Below are 18,447 nucleotides of genomic sequence, written 5' to 3'. Positions count from 1 at the left end.
CGTCGCTGATCCATTACCGACACCTCGTTCCAGGGCATGGACGGCCTCCCGAATCGACCAATCCAGCCCAGTTTGATGTGTCAGCTATGTCTCCGAACACCTGTCAGTGATCTGTCCGGTCTAAACATCAAGCCGGGCGATGACGGGAGAGTGTGGGGCGGACCTGTGCCACATTCTCACTCCGCCGCCACCGTCATCCCATAACCCAGCCGTTTCGAAATGCCCCCCGCGCAGTCGCGCAGCGCATGCGCGATCGGGCTGTCCCAGCGCGCATCAAAAGTGCCTTCCGGCCCCATCGCGGTGATGACCAACGCGACATGGCCGGCATGGTCCAACACCGGCGCGGAGAACGCATTGACGCCGGGCAGGGGATCGCCGAGCGCGCGGGCGAGGCCGTGCTTGCGCACCTCCGTGAGCATCTCGGCAACCTTCGCGCCTTTCACCGCACGCTTCGGATTGTAGCCGACGCCGTGGCGGTCGAGGCCGCTTTCCAGCGCGGCATTGATTGTCTTCTCCGGCAGGAACGCCGCGAAGGCGCGGCCTGTCGCCGTCTCCAGCAGCGCCATCACCGATCCCGCGCGCATCACGATGTGAACGGGCTGGCCGGGCTCTTCCAATTGCACCACGGTCGGGCCGTGCGTGCCCCAGACCGCGAGCGAGACTGCGTGCCCGATCTGGCTCGCGAGCGCGGCGATCTTCGGCTGCGCGATGCGCACGCCGGAGAGCCGCCGCAGGCTGATCAGGCCAAGCTCCAGCGCCAGCGCGCCGATCTCGTAGCGGCCGGTGGTCTCGTCCTGCTCGATCAGGCCGATGCGGGAGAAGCTGGCGAGATAGGGATGCGCCTTGGCCGGCGTCATGCCGGCCTCGCGCGCGAGATCGCGCAGCATCATCGGCTCGCCGCTGCGGGCAAGCGCCCGGAGCAATTCTCCGCCGACTTCGATCGACTGGATGCCGCGGCTTTCTCTCTTCATGCGCCTCCAATGCGCTCGCTTACGCCGCGTCGCGCCTGGCGGCGCTGTCGGCGAGATGACGGCCGGCAATGTAGCCGAAGGTCAGCGCAGGCCCAAGCGTGATGCCGGCGCCAGGATAATTGCCACCCATGATGCTCGCCATGTCGTTGCCGGCGGCATAGAGCCCGGGAATCACCCGGCCCTCGGCGTCGAGCGCGCGCGCGTTCTCGTCGGTGACGATGCCGGCATAGGTGCCGAGATCGCCGATCACCATCTTGATGGCGTAGAACGGGCCGTTCTCGATCGGCGCGACGCAAGGGTTGGGGCCGTGCATGGAGTCGCCCTGGTAGCGGTTATAGGCTCTTGAGCCCTTGCCGAAGGCGGCGTCATGGCCTTGCGGGGCAGTGGCATTGAACTGCTTGACGGTTTCGGTGAAGGCCTTGGCATCAATGCCGGCTTTCGCCGCCAGCGCCTCCAGCGTGTCGCCGCGCATGAGGTAACCGGTCTTGAGGTGATGACCCAACGGCATCGGGAACGGCGGCACGCAGCCGAGACCGTATTTTCGCAGCGCCTGGTGATCGCAAATGAGAAATGCCGCGATCTCCTCGCCGGGTTTTGCGGCCTTGACCATGGCCTGGACGAAATGGTGATAGGAATTGCCTTCATTGGCAAAGCGCTTGCCGTCGCGCATCACCGCGATCACGCCGGGTTTGGCGCGGTCGATGAAATGCGGCATCACCCCCTTCGAGCCGTCCTTGCGCGTGGTCAGCGACACCGGCACCCATGCCGCCGCATTCGGCAGCCGGTCCTCGACATGCCCGCCGGCGCTTTCGGCGAGGCGCAGGCCGTCGCCGGTGTTGCCGGTCGGCCCCGGTGAATAATGCTCGTTGCCGGTCGGTGCATGCGGAAACATCTTTTTGCGGCGCTCGATGTCATGCGGGAAGCCGCCGCAGGCGAGCACGACGCCTTGTCTTGCACGGACACGCACATCGCGTCCCTCACGCGAAACGATGGCGCCGGTGACCGCGCCGTTGTCAACGGTCAGCTCGCGCACTGGCGAGGACAGCCACATCGGAATCTTCAAATCCTGCGCGGATTTCGCCAGGCGCCCTGCGAGCGCATTGCCGTTGGTCAGCGTCATGCCGCGGCCATAACGCAGCACGTCCATGAAGTGGCGCGACAGCCGCTTGGCGACATAGATCGCCGAATTCAGCGATTTCGTCACCCGCATGAAATGGATGATCTCCTTGCCGCTTCCGAGCATCATGCCGAACACGGTAAGTTCCGGCAGCGGCATGCCCAGCGTCTTGATCTGCTCGCCGAGCTCGCGGCCGTCGAACGGCCGCGTCACCATGGAGCGGCCGCCCTGCGCGCCGCCCGGCGCTTCGGCGTCATAGTCGGGAAACACCAGCGGCATGTCGAACTGCAGCGCAGTCTTGCTGGTGAAGAAGTCGACCGCCTCGGGGCCGGCGCTGAGGAACGCATCGACGCGCGCGGCGTCGAAGTTGTTGCCGGCCTCATGGCGGAGATAGGTGCGCGCCTGCTCCGGTGCCTCCTCGATGCCGTAGGCTTTCGCCAGCGATGTGCCGGGGATCCAAAGCCAGCCGCCGGAGCGGGCGGTGGTGCCGCCGAAGCGCGGCTCCTTCTCGACGATCAGCACGTCGAGGCCGCGATAGCGCGCGGTGATCGCCGCCGACATGCCGGAGGCGCCCGATCCGGCCACGAGCACATCGCACTCGTAAGTCTCAATTGCGTTGCGCGCGTTGCCGGTCATGTCTCACCTCACTTCTTCAAGAGCGGACATTTGGATTCGGAGACTGGGCGGAACGCGTCCTCTCCCTTCACGGTCTTGACGATGTCCAGATAATCCCACGGCTCCTTCGATTGCTCAGGCGACTTCACCTTGGCCAGATACATGTCGCGGATGACGCGGCCGTCTTCACGTAGCTTGCCGGCATGGACAAAAACGTCCTCGATCGGTAGCTCGCGCATCTTGGCCATCACCTTGGCGGGATCGTCGGTGCCGGCGGCCTTGATGCCTTTCAGATAATGCAGCACCGAGCCGTAGACGCCAGTGTGGATCATGGTCGGCATCACCTTGGTACGCTCATAGAACTTCTTGGACCAGGCGCGCGTTGCCTCGTCCATGTTCCAGTAGGACGCCGTGGTCATGTAGGTGCCCTGCGCAGCCTTGAGGCCGACCGCATGCACGTCGGTGTCGAACATCAGCAGGCCGACGAGCTTCTGGCCGCCCTGGACCAGGCCGAACTCGCCGGACTGCTTGATAGCGTTGTCGGTATCCTGTCCGGCATTGGCGAAGGCGACCACATCGGCCTTCGAACTCTGCGCCTGCAGCGCAAAGGACGAGAAGTCTGCGGTGTTGGTCGGATGCTTGACGCCGCCGAGCACCTTGCCGCCCATCTCGTTGATGAAGCGGGTGGCGTCCTTCTCGAGTTGCTGGCCGAAGGCGTAGTCCGCGGTGATGAAGTACCAGGATTTTCCGCCTTCCTTGATCACCGCGGACGCGGTCACCTTGGACAGCGCGTAGGTGTCGTAAGTGAAGTGCACGGTGTTGGGGCTGCATAGCTCGTCGGTGAGTGAGCTCGCGCCGGGTCCGGAGAGCAGGGCGATCTTGTTGCGCTCGCGCACCATGTTGTGCACGGCGATCGCGATGCCGGAATTGGGGATGTCGACGACGGCATCGACCTTGCCATTGTCGAACCAGCCGCGGACGATCTGAACGCCGACGTCGGTCTTCATCTGGTGATCGGCGCTGATGATCTCGATCGGCTTGCCGAGCACGGTTGGCCCGAACTCCTCGACGGCCATCTTGGCCGCCTCGACCGAGCCCGGCCCAGAGTTGTCGCGGCCCCAGCTCGACAGATCCGTCAGCACGCCGATCCGCACCGCATCGTCGGAAACTTGCGCGCTGGCGATTGTGGTCATGGCAGCCGACGTCATGGCCGCGAACATGGCGCAGGCCAAAAGCCCTCTCATCGTGGTTCCCTCTCGTTTATGGGCCGCTTGGCGCGGCCGGTTGTTCTGGCGATAAGTTAGATATTAGCAAACAAGTTTGTCAATGACGAATTAGGTGCGCCGGGTAGGTTCCGTGGTCGCCGCAGGCAACGTCGAGGAGATACGCGCAGCCATCTCCACACCCGTCATTGCGAGCGCAGCGAAGCAATCCAGACCGTTTCCTCGGAGACGGCCTGGATTGCTTCGTCGCTTCGCTCCTCGCAATGACGGGTGCGGAAGCAACGGCGCGCATACATCTCGCGTTGTTATCCTGTGAGAGCTATCACCTCCGCAGGTTGCAACCCTCCGCGCGATTGGCCATGATGCCCTCTGGAATCTATTGGGGCAGGACATGACGGCAGCAACGGGGGTCTCCGCTTCGACGGAGAGATCGACGACGGCGCATGTGGTGTGGGCGAGTGCGCTCGGGACAGCGATCGAGTGGTACGACTTCCTGATCTACGGCACGGCTGCAGCCCTCGTGCTCAACAAGCTGTTCTTCCCGAGCTTCGATCCCTTCGTCGGCACGCTGGCGGCATTCTCGACCTACGCGGTCGGCTTCGTCGCGCGGCCAATCGGCGGCGCGGTCATCGGACATTATGGCGACCGGCTTGGCCGCAAGAAGATGCTGGTCGCGACCATGATCGCGATGGGGCTCGGCACCTTCCTGATCGGCTGCCTGCCGACCTACAGCCAGATCGGCGTCTGGGCGCCGATTTTCCTCATCATGCTGCGCTTCATCCAGGGCATCGGGCTCGGGGGCGAATGGAGCGGCGCGGTCGTGATGGTGATCGAGCATGCCGGCAACCGCCGCGGCTTCTACGGCAGCCTGGTGCAGATCGGCTTTCCCGTCGGCGTCGCCGCCTCCACCGGCATCTTTGCCCTGATGACGCAATTGCCCGAGGCCGACTTTTTGAGCTGGGGCTGGCGCGTGCCGTTCTGGATCAGCATTCTGCTGGTCGGCGTCGGCTTCATCGTGCGGCTGAGGCTCGCCGAGACGCCGCACTTCAAGGAGGTGGTCGAACGCAAGGAAGTGCTGGCGCAGCCGGTGATGGAAGTGCTGCGCCGCGACTGGCGCAGTTTTCTGCTCGCGGTCGGCATCACGGTGTCGGAAGTCGGGCTGGCTTATCTCCTCACCGTCTTCACCGTGGTCTACGCCACGACGAAACTCGGTCTGCCGCGCCAGGTGATCCTGAACGCGGTGGTCTATGCCGCGATCGTCGAGTTCGCGACGCTGCCGCTCGCGGGCTGGCTCTCCGACATTTTTGGCCGTAAGGCGCTGTATCTTGCCGGCGGTGTGTTCTCGGTGGCGCTGGCGTTTCCGCTGTTCTGGTTCCTCGACACCAAAGAGCCGGCTCTGATCACATTCGCCCTCGTCGTCACGATGACGCTGACGCATGCACTGCTGTTCGGACCGAAGGCCGCGTTCATGCCGGAGCTGTTCCGCACCCAGGTGCGCTACAGCGGGGCGTCGCTCGGGGCCAACGTTGCAGCCGCGCTGAGCGGTGGCTTCTCGCCGCTGATCGCGACCGCGCTGCTGGCATGGGCCGGTTCGTACTGGCCCGTGTCGGTCTACATCATCGCACTGTCGATCATCACGATCATCGCGACATTGATGGCGCCGGAGACGGCGCGCGATGCGCTGAAATCCTGAGAACGATAGCTACGCTTCGCCAGTAGCGAAGGTGCGATCGCCTTGGGGACAGGCGCGGTCGGTGGCAGCAGAGCCGGCGGTTCTTCGCATCGCGACAAGACGTACAAAGCGGGCCATTGGCCCGGCCTCTGTTTGGCTCTATGACTGGCGTTCCGACAAGAAAAAGCAGGGAGTGAAGCCATGACAAAAACCACGCGACGCAGCGTGCTCACGGCCGCAGCCGCGATGACCGCGGCCGGCCTCGCCGACGCGGCGCCGGCCGCGGCGCAGGCCGGTCCCAAGCCCATCTTCACGGTGCCGATGGTCGCGATCCCGATCGTCGGCGAAACCAGTGTGTTCCAGGTCCGCCGCATCTATTGCATCGGCCGCAATTATGCCGCCCACGCGATCGAGCGCGGCTCGGATCCGAACCGCGAGCCGCCGTTCTTCTTCCAGAAGCCGACCGACGCGATCCAGAACGTCGCGGTCGGCGAGGTCGCCGACCATCCCTATCCGTCGCTGACCAAGAACTACCATCACGAGGTCGAGCTGGTCGCCGCGCTGAAATCCGGCGGCTCCAACATTCCAGCCGAGAAGGCCCTCGACCATGTCTACGGCTATGCGCTCGGCCTCGACATGACCCGGCGCGACCTTCAGAACGGCATGGCCGCTGAGAAGAAGCCGTGGGAGATCGGCAAGAGCTTTGACCACGCCGCGGTGATCGGTCCGATCCACCCCGCAAGCAAGACCGGTCATTTCGAGAAGGGCCCGATTTCGCTGGCGATCAACGGCACGGTGAAGCAAAGCTCGGATCTCAGCAAGATGATCTGGAGCGTCGCCGAGCAGATCGCAAAGCTGTCGGAGGCATTCGAGCTGAAGGCCGGCGACATCATCTATTCCGGCACGCCGGAGAATGTTGGCCCGGTGGTGAAAGGCGACGTGCTGCTGTGCAAGCTCGAGGGCTTGCCGGACATGTCGATCAAGATCGTCTGAACGATCCGGCGGTTGGTCGATGCTGGAGGCCGCGTTTATGTTGCGGCATGGCTTGATCGCGGCGTTGGGTTTGGTCTTCGTCATGACTGGTGCTCTCGGGGTGAAAGCCGAAGGGCCGAGTGATGTCGCACCAACCGGGCCGTTGCGCGTGGCGGTGGCTGTCGGGCCTGCCGCCTCGGCGTTCTGGACCACGCGCGATCCGGCGACGGGAAAGCCGCGCGGGGTCACCGTAGAGCTTGCCAAGGCTGCCGCGGACAAGCTGCATGGGCCGCTGCAACTCGTCGAATACCAAAGTTCTGACGAGATCGCCGCGGCCAGCGGTGATCCAGTCGACCGGCGTGGTCGTCGTCGTTCCCAAGGGCAAGGCTGCGGCGAAGGTCTGGGCCGCGCATTTCCTGGATGAGGCCAAGGCGGACGGCACAGTGCGTCGCGCGCTCGACGGTAACGGATTTACCAGCGACAAGATCGCGCCGTAGTTGCGCCGAGCTGCGTGCGCTGGAACCGCGACTGTCGGCGGGGTCTTTGAATTGCCGGAGTTCCGTCGACCATTGCCCCGTGTTGGGCAACGAACAAACCTCGTGCGGCCATATTTGAGTAAGAGTGATCTCCCGAGAGGGAGACGCTCCGATGAAGAAAGCTTTGATCACCGCCATCGTGATGCTGGCTGGCGTACCCGCAAGCGCCGTTGCGCAGGAGCGCGCTGGCGCTGCGGCATTGGGCGCCGTGTCCGGCGCTGTTGTGCTGGGTCCGATCGGCGCGGTCGCGGGAGCTGTGGTCGGCTACACCGCCGGACCTTCGATCGCCAGGTCATGGGGCATGAGAGGTTCGCGCTCGGCGAGACATCGGCAGGCACCGCGTCGCGAGGCGTATCGTGCAGCCGCGACCGGCGCTCCGCCGCGCGCGCGTGAGGCGATGAATGCCAACGGCCAAATCAGAGCTGCAAGCAATCCGCCGGTTCAAGCCGCGCCCGCGGTGCAGCCTGTTCAAGCTGCGCCTGTTGCGCCGGTGGAGACCTCGACGCCGCCGATTCAGGGATTCGAATGAGGCTTCGGCTTCAGGCTGCGGTCGTCTTCGGCCGCAACCGGTCAACCGTCCGCGCGATCAACGCGGCCACCTCCGGCACCTTCGGGCCAATGCGAAATTCCGGCCCTGCGACGACAACGGAGAGACGGCGATCGCCGATCGGCAGCGGGATCGCCGCACCGGCGAGGTCGCGGCTGTAATCCGCAAAACTCTGGCAGTAACCGCGCGCGATCGAGTTGCGCAGCTCGGTCTCCACCGCCTCGATGCTGATCGGGGTCGATGGGCCGTATTGCCTAAACTCGATCTTGCGGTAGACCGAGTCGCGTTCTTCCGGCGAATATTGCAGCAGCAGCGCGCGGCCGCTGGCGGTGGCGTGGATCGGCACGCGGTGACCGATGGTGGCGAAATAGCGGATCGCGGCCTGGGATTCGACGACGTCGATGAACACGGCCATGACGCCGGCCGGCGCCACGATCGATGCAGTCTCGCCGGTCTCGGCGGAGAGATCGGCGATCAGCGTGTGCGTCCAGGGCGGCAGCGGCTCGACCTCGGAGATCATCCGCGCCATGGCCAGCCATCGCGGCGTCGGGTAGAGACCGGCGCGCGGCCGCGGCTCATAGAGATAGCCCTTCTCCGACAGCGTCGCGAGCAGATTGAAGGTCGACGAACGCGGCCAGCCGAAATGATCGGCGATCTCGGCAAGCGTCGCCGGCTTCCTCGTTTGCGCGAAGAATTCCATGATCTCCAGGACGTTTGCGGCTTGGCGAACGATCATGGCGGCGGCGTTCCGATCTAGGTCTGGCCGAGGATCTTCTTTGCGGCGCGAAGATGCGGCTTGTCGATCATCTGGCCGTCGAGCCGCAAGGTGCCGGAGTTCGGATTGTTCGCGAACGCCGCGATCACTTTTTCTGCCCAGGTGTGCTCAGCCTCGGTCGGCTCGAAGGCCGCGTTGACGACGTCGACATGTTTCGGATGGATCAGCGCCTTCGCCGAAAAGCCGTCGCGCCGTGCGGCGCGCGTTTCCTGCTCGAGGCCCGCGAGATTGTCGATGTCGGTATAGACGGTGTCGATCGGGGCGACCTCGGCCGCGGCCGCCGCCATCAGGCAGAGATCGCGCGCGAGCCGATAAGGGCTGTGGAATACGCCGCCCGAGGCTTTTTCCGTGGCGCCGAGAGAAGCCGAGAGATCCTCCGCGCCCCACATCAGGCCGGCGAGGCGCGGGGAGCAACCCTTGTAGCTGCCGAGCCCGAAGATCGAGCTCGCGGTTTCCGTCGCGACGCAGACGATGCGCGTTGCGCCGACGGTGATGCCAGCCGCAGCTTCCAGGGCTTCGAGCCAGGTCGCGATCTGCCGCACGTCGTCGCCGCCTTGCGATTTCGGCAGGACGATGCCGTCGGGCTTGCCCGGCATCACTGCGGCGAGGTCCGCCAGCGTCATGCCGGTGTCGAGCGCGTTGACGCGGACATAGAGCTGGTGCGGGCCGCGAGGGCCCCTCAGCATCGCCAGCGTCAACCCGCGCGCCTCCGGCTTCTTGTCGGTGACGACGGAATCCTCCAGATCGATGATCAGCGCGTCGGCCTTGCCTTCGCTCGCCTTCTCGAATTTGCGCGGGGAATCGCCCGGCACGAACAGCATCGAACGCATCAGACCGGCCTCTTGTGCATCATCGCCATGCGGCGGCATTTGCCGACGATCTCGTCGTTCTGGTTCAAGGCGTGGTGCTCGAACTCGACGATGCCCGCCTTCGGGCGCGATTTGGATTCCCTCAACGAAAGCACCTTCGTCGTCGCCCGCAAGGTGTCGCCGTGGAAGACCGGTTTTGGAAAAGTGACGTCGGTCATGCCGAGATTGGCGACGGTGGTGCCCATGGTCGTATCATAGACCGTCATGCCGATCATGATGCCGAGGGTGTAAAGGCTGTTGAAAATGCGCTGGCCGAACTCGGTCTTTTCGGCGAAATGCGCGTCGATGTGCAGCGGCTGCGGGTTGAGCGTCAGCAGGCTGAACATGGTGTTGTCCATTTCCGTGACGGTCCGGGTCAGCGGATGCCTGAACTCCTGGCCTACGGAAAACTCTTCGAAATAAAGTCCGGCCATCGCGGTTTCCTCCCTGTATCGTTGCGATCTGGCCCGCGCTGCCGTTACGGCGGCGCCGGCAGGTGAACTGCTTTTTGCTGGGCGAGCTGCTCGATCTCGTCCGCCGAGAAACCGGCCTCGGCCAAGATGTCGTGGCCATGCTGGCCGAGCGTCGGTGCGGGCCCGGCTGGTTCCGGCTGGGTCACGCTCCAGGTCGAGGGCACGCGCATCTGCCGGATGCGGCCTTCCACGGGGTGATCAACCGTCCGGAAGAAGTCGATCGCATTGAGATGCGGATCATCCAGAATCGTCTCCAGCGTATGCATCGGCATCACCGGAATGTCGGCACGCTCCAGCAGCTCGCGCCATTCCGCGGTGGTGCGCGTTGCGAAGATGTGGCCGATCTCCTCGTAGATCTCGTCGATGTGCTTGGTGCGCGCGGCGTGGTTGGCAAAACGCGGCTGATCGAGGAACTCCGGCTGTCCGATCGCCTCGAAAAAACTGCACCAATGCTTGTCGTTGTAGATGAGCACGCAGAGATAGCCGTCGTTGGTCTTGTAGGGTTTTCGATAGCGCGAAAGCAGACGGGCGTAGCCGCCATGGTCGAGCGGCGGATCGTAGGTGAGTCCGCCTAAGTGATCGACCAGCACGAACTCGGTCATCGATTCGAACATCGGCACGTCGATGCGCTGGCCCACGCCGGTCCGGCTCTGATGCATCAACCCGCCCATGACCGCATTGACCATCATCAGGCCAACGATGCGGTCGGCGATGGTGACGGGGACGTAGCGCGGCGTACCGTCGCCGGCAGCCGCAAGCAGTGTCGGGATGGTGGCCGCGCCCTGGATCAGATCGTCATACGCGGGCTTCGCTGCGTAGGGGCCGGACTGGCCGTAGCCGAACGCGCCGACATAGACGAGGGCGGGATTGATCGCGGCAAGCGTTTCGTAATCGAGGCCGAGCCGCGCCATCGCCTGCGGGCGCACATTGTAGACGAGCGCGTTGGCGCGCTTGGCCAGCCGCAGCAGCGCGTCGCGTCCTTCGGGCTTCTTCAGATCGAGCACGATGCTGCGCTTGCCGCGATTGGCATTGAGAAACATTCCGCCCATGCCGGGCGTGCGGCCGGGACCGATCTGACGAACGATGTCGCCCTCGGGGCTTTCGATCTTGATGATGTCAGCGCCCATGTCCGCCAGCACCTGGGTGCCGTAGGGGCCCATCAGCACCGAGGTCAGGTCGAGAATGGTGAAGCCGGCGAGCGGTCCCATGGAGCCTCGTGGGTGAATTCATATAGGTGGAGTTAGGGTTCATAAAACACCGGTGTCAATTCAATGACCCCACTTCGCGGTGCATAGCGGTATGTACAGTTCATATACTTGACAGTTAAATTCACATATATGTACCTTTTCCTCAAGCAAGAAATGGAGCGAGGGCCAAACGGCTGGCGGCGAGAAGCTGCCGCCTTCGGCACGGGGACGCGTGAGGGAGAACGATATGAAGACGAATCTGGGCCGGGCTGCTGCGGTGCTGGCGCTTTCGCTGCCGGTCTCGACGATGTCGGCGCAAGCGCTCGAGCTGAAGGTCGCCGATAGCTTCCCCGCCGGTCACTATCTCGTCCGCCTGATGCTGAAGCCCTGGATGGACGACGTCACCAAGCGCACCAACGGCGCGGTGACCTTCACCTATTATCCGAACCAGCAGATCGGCAAGGCCGCCGACATGCTGCGTCTGACGCAGTCGGGCGTGGTCGACATCGGCTACATCGGGCCGTCCTATGTCTCCGACAAGATGCCGCTGTCGGAAGTCGCGCAATTGCCGGGCGCGTTCGCGACCAGCTGCCAGGGCACGCTGGCTTACTGGAAGACCGCGCGCGAAGGAATTTTGTCCAAGCAGGAATACGCACCGAACAAGATCAAGCTTCTGATGGCCGTGGCGTTGCCGCCCTACCAGGTGTGGACCATCAAGTCGAAGGTGGAAACCACCAAGGATATGCAGGGCCTGAAGTTGCGCACCACAGGCGGCGCGCAGGATCTGACGTTGCGTGCGCTCAACGCCGTGCCGGTGCGCATGGCCGCGCCCGATGCCTATGAGTCGCTGTCGCGCGGCACCATGGACGGCCTGCTGTTCCCGCTCGACAGCGTCGTGTCCTACGGCCTCGACAAGCTGGTCAAGCACGCCACCGAAGGCGTCAGCTTCGGCAGCTTCATCGTCGCCTACTCCATCAACCAGTCGGCCTGGGACAAGCTGCCCGACGATGTGAAGAAGGCAATGAACGAGGCCTCTGAAGCCATCACGCCAAAAGCCTGCGCCGACGTCGACAAGGAAGGCGCAGTCACCAGGAAGCAGATGCAGGACGAGGGCGTCAGCTTCGATCCGCTGCCCGAGGCGACACGCGCTGAGATGAAGGACAAGCTGAAGGGCGTCGGCAAGGAGTGGGCGAGCGGGCTCGACAGCCGCGGCAAGCAGGCATCCGCCGCGCTGAAGGAGTTCGAAGACCTGCTCGCCGCCGGCGGCACCAAGTAAGGCATCAAGCAATCCACCGAGAAGGAGGCGCTAGAGGTGATCAAACGGGTAGGGGATGTGCTTGGCGCGCTGGAGCGCGCGCTGACGGTGATCGCGGTGGTGTTCATGTTCGTGATCATGATGCTGGTCGTGACCGACGTGTTCATGCGCTACGCACTGAACAGTCCGTTCTCCTTCACCTATGATCTGATCGGCCTCTATCTCCTCGCCGGCGTATTTTTCTTCACGGTGTCGGACGCGTTGCGCGAGCACGTGCATGTCGGCGTCGACATCCTGCTGTCGCGCTTCTCTCCGGCGGGGCGGCGGCTGTCCGAGATCGTCACCGCGCTCGCCGGCCTGTTCGTGTTCGTCCTGATCTGCAAGGTGGGCTTCGAGCGCGCGCTGGAGAATTACGAGCAGCACGATGTTCTCTCCGGCGCGATCCCTTGGCCGACCTGGATCTCGGCGGCGCTGGTGCCGTTCGGCTGCGGCGTGCTGGTGCTGCGGCTGGCGCTCCAGCTGGTCGGCAACGTGCTGAGCCTCGTCAGCGGCCGCGACCTCTATCCGCTGCCGCCGGTAACAGGCGTCGGTGAAGCCCGCAGCTTCGAGTAACAGCAGGCATCCATGACCCCTTTCATCGTTCTCGCTTTGCTGTTCGGCCTGCTCGCGCTCGGCACGCCCGTCGGTTTCGCCATGGCCTTTTCCGGCTCGGTCGGCCTCGTCATGGTCGGCGGCTGGTCGACACTGTTCGGCATCCTGCAAACCGCCCCGCTCTCGACGGTCTCGTCCTACGAGTTGATCACTATTCCGATGTTCTTGCTGATGGCGGACCTCGTGCTGCTGTCGGGTGTCGCGGATGATCTGTTCAAGACGGCGTCGGCCTGGGTCGGCCGCATTCCCGGTGGCCTCGGCATGGCCACCGCTCTCGCCGGCGCCGGTTTTGGCGCTATCTGCGGGACCTCAACGGCCTCCGCCGCGACGTTGTCCTCGACCAGCTTGCCTGCGATGATCCGCCAGGGCTACGAGCCGAAGATGGCTGCGGGCGTGGTCGCCATCTCGGGCACGTTGTCGATGCTGCTGCCGACCAGCGTCGCGCTCGTCATCTTCGGCCTGCTCGCCGAGGTCAACATTGGCAAGCTCCTGATCTCTGGCATCGTCCCTGCGATCCTGGTGACGTTCACCATCATGGCCACGATCTATTTCCTGGTCTGGCAGGATCCCTCGCGCGCGCCCGCCGCGAAATCGGTGCCGTGGCGCGAGAAGTTTGCGCTGCTGTGGCAGGTCTCGCCGATGGTGGTGCTGTTCTCGATCGTGACAGGCACGATCTATCTCGGCGTCGCGACGCCGACGGAAGCTTCCGCCTTCGGCGCGTTCGGCGCCTTCCTGCTCGCGATGGTCAAGGGCAAGATCACGCCGTCCTCGCTGTATCATACGCTGCTGCGCGCCAGCCATGGCACCTGCATGATCATCATGATCCTGGTCGGTGCCTCGATCTTCGGCTACTTCTTCACGCTCACGCATGTGACCCAGGACCTCGTCGCCTGGATCGGCAGCCTGCCGGCCTCGCGCTGGGTCATCATTACCTTGATCCTGTGCGGCTACATCGTGCTCGGCTCCTTCATGGACCAGATCGCGATCCTCGTGTTGACCGTGCCGATCGTGCTGCCGTTGATCAAGACGCTCGGCTTCGATCCGATCTGGTTCGGGGTCATCAAGATCGTCACGGCCGAAGTCGGCATGATCACACCGCCGGTCGGGCTGAACTGCTTCATCGTTGCCCGATACGCCAAGCGGCCGGTGGCGGAAGTGTTCCACGGCACCTTCCCGCACTTCATCGCGCACCTGATTGCGATCGCGATTCTGGTCGCGTTTCCGTCTATCATCCTCTGGCTGCCCTCGCAGATGGGGCGCTAGGATCGGAGCTCGGCTCCCAACAAGGAGATCAAGAACATGGATTTCGCGCTCACCGATCAGCAGGAAGCCATTCGCGACGCCATCGCAAAGATCTGCGAAGGCTTTCCCGATGCCTATTGGCTGAAGAAGGACCACGACGGCGGCTTCCCGCACGATTTCCATAAGGCACTCGCCGACGCCGGCTGGCTCGGCATCTGCGTGCCGGAGGCCTATGGCGGCTCCGGGCTCGGCATCACCGAAGCCGCGGTCATGATGCGCGCCATCGCGGAATCCGGCGCCGGCATGTCCGGTGCGTCGGCGGTGCACATCAACGTGTTCGGCCTCAATCCGGTCGTCGTGTTCGGCACCGAGGAGCAGCGCAAGCGCATGCTGCCGCCGATGGTCGAGGGCCGCGAGAAGGCGTGCTTCGCCGTCACCGAGCCCAACACCGGCCTCAACACGACCCAGCTCAAGACCCGGGCCGTGGCCAAGAACGACCGCTACATCGTCAACGGCCAGAAGGTGTGGATCTCGACCGCGCAGGTCGCGCACAAGATTTTGCTGCTGGCACGCACCACGCCGCTGGAGGAGGTGCGCTCGCCGACCCATGGCCTCAGCCTGTTCTATACGGATTTCGACCGCCAGAAGATCAAGGTCCACGAGATCGAGAAGATGGGCCGCAAGGTCGTCGATTCCAATGAGCTGTTCTTCGAGGACTTCGAGATCCCGATGGAAGACCGCATCGGCGAAGAGGGCAAAGGCTTCCAGTACATCCTCGAAGGCATGAACCCCGAGCGCATCCTGATCGCGGCGGAAGCCGTCGGCCTCGGCAAGCTCGCACTGTCGCGCGCGACCGAATATGCCAAGACCCGCGTGGTCTTCAATCGTCCGATCGGCAAGAATCAGGGTATCCAGCATCCGCTTGCCGTGAACTGGGTCGAGTTGGAGGCGGCCTGGCTGATGGTGATGCAGGCGGCCTGGCAATACGACAAGGGTTTGCCCTGCGGCGCTGGCGCGAACGCCGCGAAATACTTTGCGGGTGAAGCCGGCTACCATGCCTGCGAGCAGGCCGTGATGACCCATGGCGGCTTCGGCTACGCCAAGGAATTCCATGTCGAGCGCTATTTGCGCGAAGTGCTGATCCCGCGCATCGCGCCGGTGAGCCCGCAGCTCGCGCTCAGTTTTATTGCGGAAAAGGTGCTAGGGCTGGCGAAGTCTTACTAACAAGGGTCCCCCTGATCTTGCCCCAGGAAGCATCGCCGATCGACTTTCCTGGCGTGATCCATGAGGGCGATCTCGTCGTGTGCGGGCAGGCAACGGCCGAGCCGGTTACGCTGACCGAAGCGCTGATGGCTCAGGCCGCGCATCTTCCTCCGTTCCGTATGATGGTCGGGCCGCTGTTCTCCGACACGTTCTCCGCCGCCTGCGCGCCGAACGTTGCGTTTCAGAGCTACGGCGTGATCGGCAACGCGCGGCGGCTTGCGAAAGCAGGGCGGCTGGACGTGATTCCGAGCAATTACAGCGCTTTCTGTGCCGACTTCGCCTCGCGCCGCCACAAGGCCGATGTCGTGCTGGTACAGCTTGCGGAGTCCGGACGGCGGCTCAGCGCCAGCCTGTCCAACGACTATGTCATCGATGCCGCGCGCGGTGCGCGTCTCGTCATCGCCGAGATCAATCCGGATGCGCCTTTTACGTTCGGCGCGGAATGGCCCGAGGACGTACCGATCCATTTCCGCGTGGCCGCCCGCAGGCCGCCGGTTGAGCTGGCTTCACCGCCGCTCGATGATATCTCGCGCCGTATTGCCGCCCATGCAGCGAGCCTGATCGCCGACGGCAGCACGCTCCAGTCCGGCGTCGGCCGTATTCCGGACGCGATCCTGTCCTCGCTGTCGCATGCGCGCAATCTCGGCATCCATTCCGGCCTGATCAACGACGCCATCGTCGATCTGATCGAGCGCGGCGCTGTGACGAATGCGGAGAAGGGTGTCGATTCCGGGATCACCGTCGCCAACCAGGTCATCGGGACGCAGCGGCTCTATCGCTTCGCGCACGAGAACAAGGAGGTCTCGGTGCGGCCGACGTCCTATACGCACGGCCAGGGCATACTGGCGCGGATCAACCGGCTGGTTGCGATCAATTCGGCGCTTCAGGTCGGGCTGGACGGCAGCGTCAATTCAGAGACGCTGAATGGCGTCGCGATCGGTGCGATTGGCGGGCAGCTCGATTTCGTGCGCGGGGCCAACGCCTCTCCCGGCGGCCGGGCGATCATCGCGCTGCCGGCGACGGCCTCCGACGGGACCAGCCGGATCGTCGCTGACGTCGAGACGGTGACGACCCCACGCGCCGATGTCGACGCTATCGTCACCGAATGGGGGATTGCCGAGCTGCGCGGCTGCGACCTTGCCGAGCGCGCGCGCCGCATGATCGCGATCGCCGCGCCCGAGCACCGCGACGCGCTATCGGCGCGGCGCTAGTTCATCATCGCAAGTGTTGGGCGCTGGCTCTCGCCGGACCCGATGATCCCAGGGAGATCCGTCGCCTCGCCGGCGATCATGTGCGACATGCACCAGAACAAATGTGCAAGGCGGGAGAACACCAGCCGCTCGCGCTCGGCAGGAAGGGTACCTTCCGGGATCGTCACGGTTTCGAGGCCGACAACCTTCTTGAAATCCGGCCAGATCGTCATCGACTGCGCGATCACGGAGTAGCAACGCGAATCTTCGTCGTTCTCGTCGGGTGCCGGCGGCAGGCCCGGATATTGCGTCGGTGCGGCGTAGAATTTGTAGGCGCCATAGCCGAGCCTGAGCAGGAATTTTTCGGGGACGGCGGCGTCGGCGGCGAAGGACACCAGCCGTGCCTCGCTCAGCACGTCCGGTTCGATGGCGCTGAGGTCCTGGGCGCGCAGTGCGGAGCAAAAGGCAAGCTCGCGATTGTGCTCGCGGAGCAGATTGGCCAGCGGCTGTTGCTGTTGCACGGTGTCGGTGAGCAGGATGATGGTCTTGAGCATCTTGTGCTGTCCGTTAGGGAAAGAGATGGCGGGCGGTCATGACTGCGTCGTCAGTCGCGCGGGTGGCGAAGAAATCGTTGGCGATGCGCTGCCCCGGCGCGATCTCCAGGATGCGATAGCGCGCCATGGCCGCGGCTTCGCGCGCGGCGCCGACGTCGTCCTGCCAGGCGCAGAGCGACAGCTCGAGCCGGCCATATCCGCCGCAATCGGCCGCATAGGCGCCGGTCACGGCTTCCACGGTCGCGGCAACTGCGCCCGCGTCACTGGCCGAGACGTCGCGCAGGATCACGGCGATGCCGTTGCCGGTCTCGGCTTTCGAGGTCATCACCATGAAGGCGTCGCGGGCGCCGGTACGTCCGGCGCGGCGGGCCGTGCGTGCGATGCCTGCGAAGGCCGGATCGGGTCCGAGCTCCAGCGTCGTCGTCTGCTGGTCGTGCAGGATCGTGGCGCGCATCGCGCCGAGGTAGCCCTTCAGCGCGTGATAGGAGCGCGGCAGCCATACGGTGTCGAGCGGCATCTGCGAGGATGTCAGGCTCCAGGCCTGGTCGAGCAGATAGCCCTCCCAGATCGCGGGGTATGACGCGGCAAGCTGTTGCCAGGTCCACAGCAGCCGTTCGGCGCGCTCGGTGCGGCCGAGATAGAGCGTGCGCGCCGACATCTCCCAGCGATTCCACTTGTGCAGGGCGACGTCGCAGCCGAGGAAAGACGGCAGCAATGGTGCCTCGCGCAGAACGGCGCCGGGTTCGACGAACAGCAACGGCTCGCGATACTTGTTCCACATCCGCAGCAGGAACTCGGCCTTCTCGAAGCAGAGCAGGCGGTCGCTGAACTCCGTATCGATCGGCTCGATATGGCAGGCGAGATCGAACCGCTCAAGCGAGTGCCGGAGCGCGAAGACTGCAGTCGCGTCGCCGCCGCGCGGATAGCAGCAGACGATCCGGGGGCGGACCGTCGAAGCATCGGCCGCAGTGAGGAATTTCGACCAGCCGATGCCGCCCCACCACATCTCATGCGGGCCGTCTGCGCCGCAGGGCGCGACGGTGCCGAACTCGGTCAGCTTGGACTTGAGGAAGTCGAAGCCGGGATTCTCGCTTCGGGGAATGACAATTGCGCAGCCGGGTGTGAGCGAGCGGTAGAGCAGCTCGGCTGCCGCGCCGCTCAATGGCTCCCTGAGAATGATGACGCCGTTCTGCCGGCGCTCGCTGACGCCGTCGAGCCTCAGTGCGCCGTACTGGCCGACCAGCCAGCCCAGGCGGTCGCGCTGGGCCGGGCCGAGCTTGACACCGCCAGTTAGCAGCAGCCGATCAAGGTCCGCGTGCGTCTCGTCCGTCAATTCCGTGCCCCTCACGTCGCCAG

The 18,447-nt window shown here is 64.4% G+C and carries 17 protein-coding genes and 1 pseudogene; 9 read left to right on the top strand and 9 right to left on the bottom strand.

Features of this window, described 5'->3' with window-relative positions; translation table 11 throughout:
• Positions 1-176: 176 nt before the first annotated feature.
• Genes B5V03_RS05470 through B5V03_RS05460 form a run of 3 tightly spaced genes read right to left on the bottom strand, consistent with a single transcriptional unit; the run spans position 177 to position 3,947 of the window.
• Positions 177-971 carry an IclR family transcriptional regulator gene (locus tag B5V03_RS05470; RefSeq protein ID WP_129268248.1) on the bottom strand — a complete coding sequence of 265 codons (795 nt, stop codon included), beginning with the start codon at positions 969-971 and terminating at the stop codon, positions 177-179.
• Positions 972-990: 19 nt separating this feature from the next.
• Positions 991-2,724 carry an FAD-dependent oxidoreductase gene (locus B5V03_RS05465; protein WP_129268247.1) on the bottom strand — a complete coding sequence of 578 codons (1,734 nt, stop codon included), beginning with the start codon at positions 2,722-2,724 and terminating at the stop codon, positions 991-993.
• An 8-nt stretch (positions 2,725-2,732) separates the two neighbouring features.
• On the bottom strand, positions 2,733-3,947 hold the full coding sequence (locus tag B5V03_RS05460) for an ABC transporter substrate-binding protein (RefSeq protein ID WP_129268246.1): 1,215 nt from the start codon (positions 3,945-3,947) through the stop codon (positions 2,733-2,735).
• A gap of 370 nt (positions 3,948-4,317) precedes the next feature.
• Between B5V03_RS05460 and B5V03_RS05455 the strand changes: the two genes are divergently transcribed.
• The 4 genes from B5V03_RS05455 (at position 4,318) to B5V03_RS05440 (ending at position 7,635) form a co-directional block, all read left to right on the top strand.
• Positions 4,318-5,619, top strand: a complete 1,302-nt coding sequence (locus B5V03_RS05455) for an MFS transporter (RefSeq protein ID WP_129268245.1) — start codon at positions 4,318-4,320, stop codon at positions 5,617-5,619.
• A 180-nt stretch (positions 5,620-5,799) separates the two neighbouring features.
• A complete protein-coding gene (locus B5V03_RS05450; RefSeq protein ID WP_129268244.1) occupies positions 5,800-6,591 on the top strand; it encodes a fumarylacetoacetate hydrolase family protein in 792 nt (263 codons plus the stop codon).
• A 263-nt stretch (positions 6,592-6,854) separates the two neighbouring features.
• Positions 6,855-7,067, top strand: coding sequence for a hypothetical protein (locus tag B5V03_RS42205; RefSeq protein ID WP_245502162.1), 213 nt, complete (start codon positions 6,855-6,857; stop codon positions 7,065-7,067).
• Between the two features lie 151 nt (positions 7,068-7,218).
• Complete coding sequence (locus B5V03_RS05440) at positions 7,219-7,635, top strand: hypothetical protein (RefSeq protein ID WP_164987797.1); 417 nt, start codon at positions 7,219-7,221, stop codon at positions 7,633-7,635.
• 10 nt (positions 7,636-7,645) lie between these two features.
• On the opposite strand, the gene B5V03_RS05435 is transcribed toward B5V03_RS05440, so the two are convergent.
• The 4 genes and pseudogenes from B5V03_RS05435 to B5V03_RS05420 form a co-directional block, all read right to left on the bottom strand.
• On the bottom strand, positions 7,646-8,389 hold the full coding sequence (locus tag B5V03_RS05435) for an IclR family transcriptional regulator (RefSeq protein WP_129268242.1): 744 nt from the start codon (positions 8,387-8,389) through the stop codon (positions 7,646-7,648).
• Between the two features lie 17 nt (positions 8,390-8,406).
• Positions 8,407-9,258 (bottom strand): HpcH/HpaI aldolase/citrate lyase family protein, encoded by an 852-nt coding sequence (locus B5V03_RS05430; RefSeq protein ID WP_164987796.1) that lies wholly within the window; start codon positions 9,256-9,258, stop codon positions 8,407-8,409.
• Positions 9,258-9,725 (bottom strand): annotated as a pseudogene (locus B5V03_RS05425) (MaoC family dehydratase); the annotation flags it as partial. The pseudogene B5V03_RS05425 and the gene B5V03_RS05430, both read right to left, overlap by 1 nt.
• A 29-nt stretch (positions 9,726-9,754) precedes the next feature.
• On the bottom strand, positions 9,755-10,957 hold the full coding sequence (locus B5V03_RS05420) for a CaiB/BaiF CoA transferase family protein (RefSeq protein WP_164987795.1): 1,203 nt from the start codon (positions 10,955-10,957) through the stop codon (positions 9,755-9,757).
• A gap of 226 nt (positions 10,958-11,183) precedes the next feature.
• Here B5V03_RS05420 and dctP point away from each other — a divergent pair, with 226 nt between their 5' ends.
• From dctP to B5V03_RS05395, 5 genes are read left to right on the top strand one after another with little or no spacing between them, the layout of a single operon-like run.
• Positions 11,184-12,212, top strand: coding sequence for a TRAP transporter substrate-binding protein DctP (gene dctP / locus B5V03_RS05415; RefSeq protein WP_129268238.1), 1,029 nt, complete (start codon positions 11,184-11,186; stop codon positions 12,210-12,212).
• A gap of 36 nt (positions 12,213-12,248) precedes the next feature.
• Entirely contained in the window at positions 12,249-12,803 is a 555-nt protein-coding gene (locus B5V03_RS05410; RefSeq protein WP_129268237.1) for a TRAP transporter small permease, read from the top strand.
• A gap of 12 nt (positions 12,804-12,815) precedes the next feature.
• Entirely contained in the window at positions 12,816-14,105 is a 1,290-nt protein-coding gene (locus B5V03_RS05405; RefSeq protein ID WP_129268236.1) for a TRAP transporter large permease, read from the top strand.
• Positions 14,106-14,141: 36 nt separating this feature from the next.
• Positions 14,142-15,308, top strand: coding sequence for an acyl-CoA dehydrogenase family protein (locus B5V03_RS05400; protein ID WP_129268235.1), 1,167 nt, complete (start codon positions 14,142-14,144; stop codon positions 15,306-15,308).
• A 17-nt stretch (positions 15,309-15,325) separates the two neighbouring features.
• Positions 15,326-16,558 carry an acetyl-CoA hydrolase/transferase family protein gene (locus B5V03_RS05395; protein ID WP_129268234.1) on the top strand — a complete coding sequence of 411 codons (1,233 nt, stop codon included), beginning with the start codon at positions 15,326-15,328 and terminating at the stop codon, positions 16,556-16,558.
• On the opposite strand, the gene B5V03_RS05390 is transcribed toward B5V03_RS05395, so the two are convergent.
• Together B5V03_RS05390 and B5V03_RS05385 are read right to left on the bottom strand one after the other, a co-directional pair.
• A complete protein-coding gene (locus B5V03_RS05390) occupies positions 16,555-17,091 on the bottom strand; it encodes a hypothetical protein (protein ID WP_129268233.1) in 537 nt (178 codons plus the stop codon). The two genes, B5V03_RS05395 and B5V03_RS05390, sit on opposite strands and share 4 nt — an antisense overlap.
• A 13-nt stretch (positions 17,092-17,104) precedes the next feature.
• The gene (locus B5V03_RS05385; RefSeq protein WP_129268232.1) at positions 17,105-18,424 is read right to left on the bottom strand and encodes a hypothetical protein; all 1,320 of its coding nucleotides are present in this window, start codon (positions 18,422-18,424) and stop codon (positions 17,105-17,107) included.
• Between the last annotated feature and the right edge of the window lie 23 nt (positions 18,425-18,447).

Origin of the sequence: Bradyrhizobium betae (genome assembly GCF_004123905.1) — a bacterium.
GTDB classification, from domain to species: Bacteria; Pseudomonadota; Alphaproteobacteria; order Rhizobiales; family Xanthobacteraceae; genus Bradyrhizobium; species Bradyrhizobium betae_A.
This window is presented reverse-complemented; position numbering and strand designations above follow the sequence as displayed.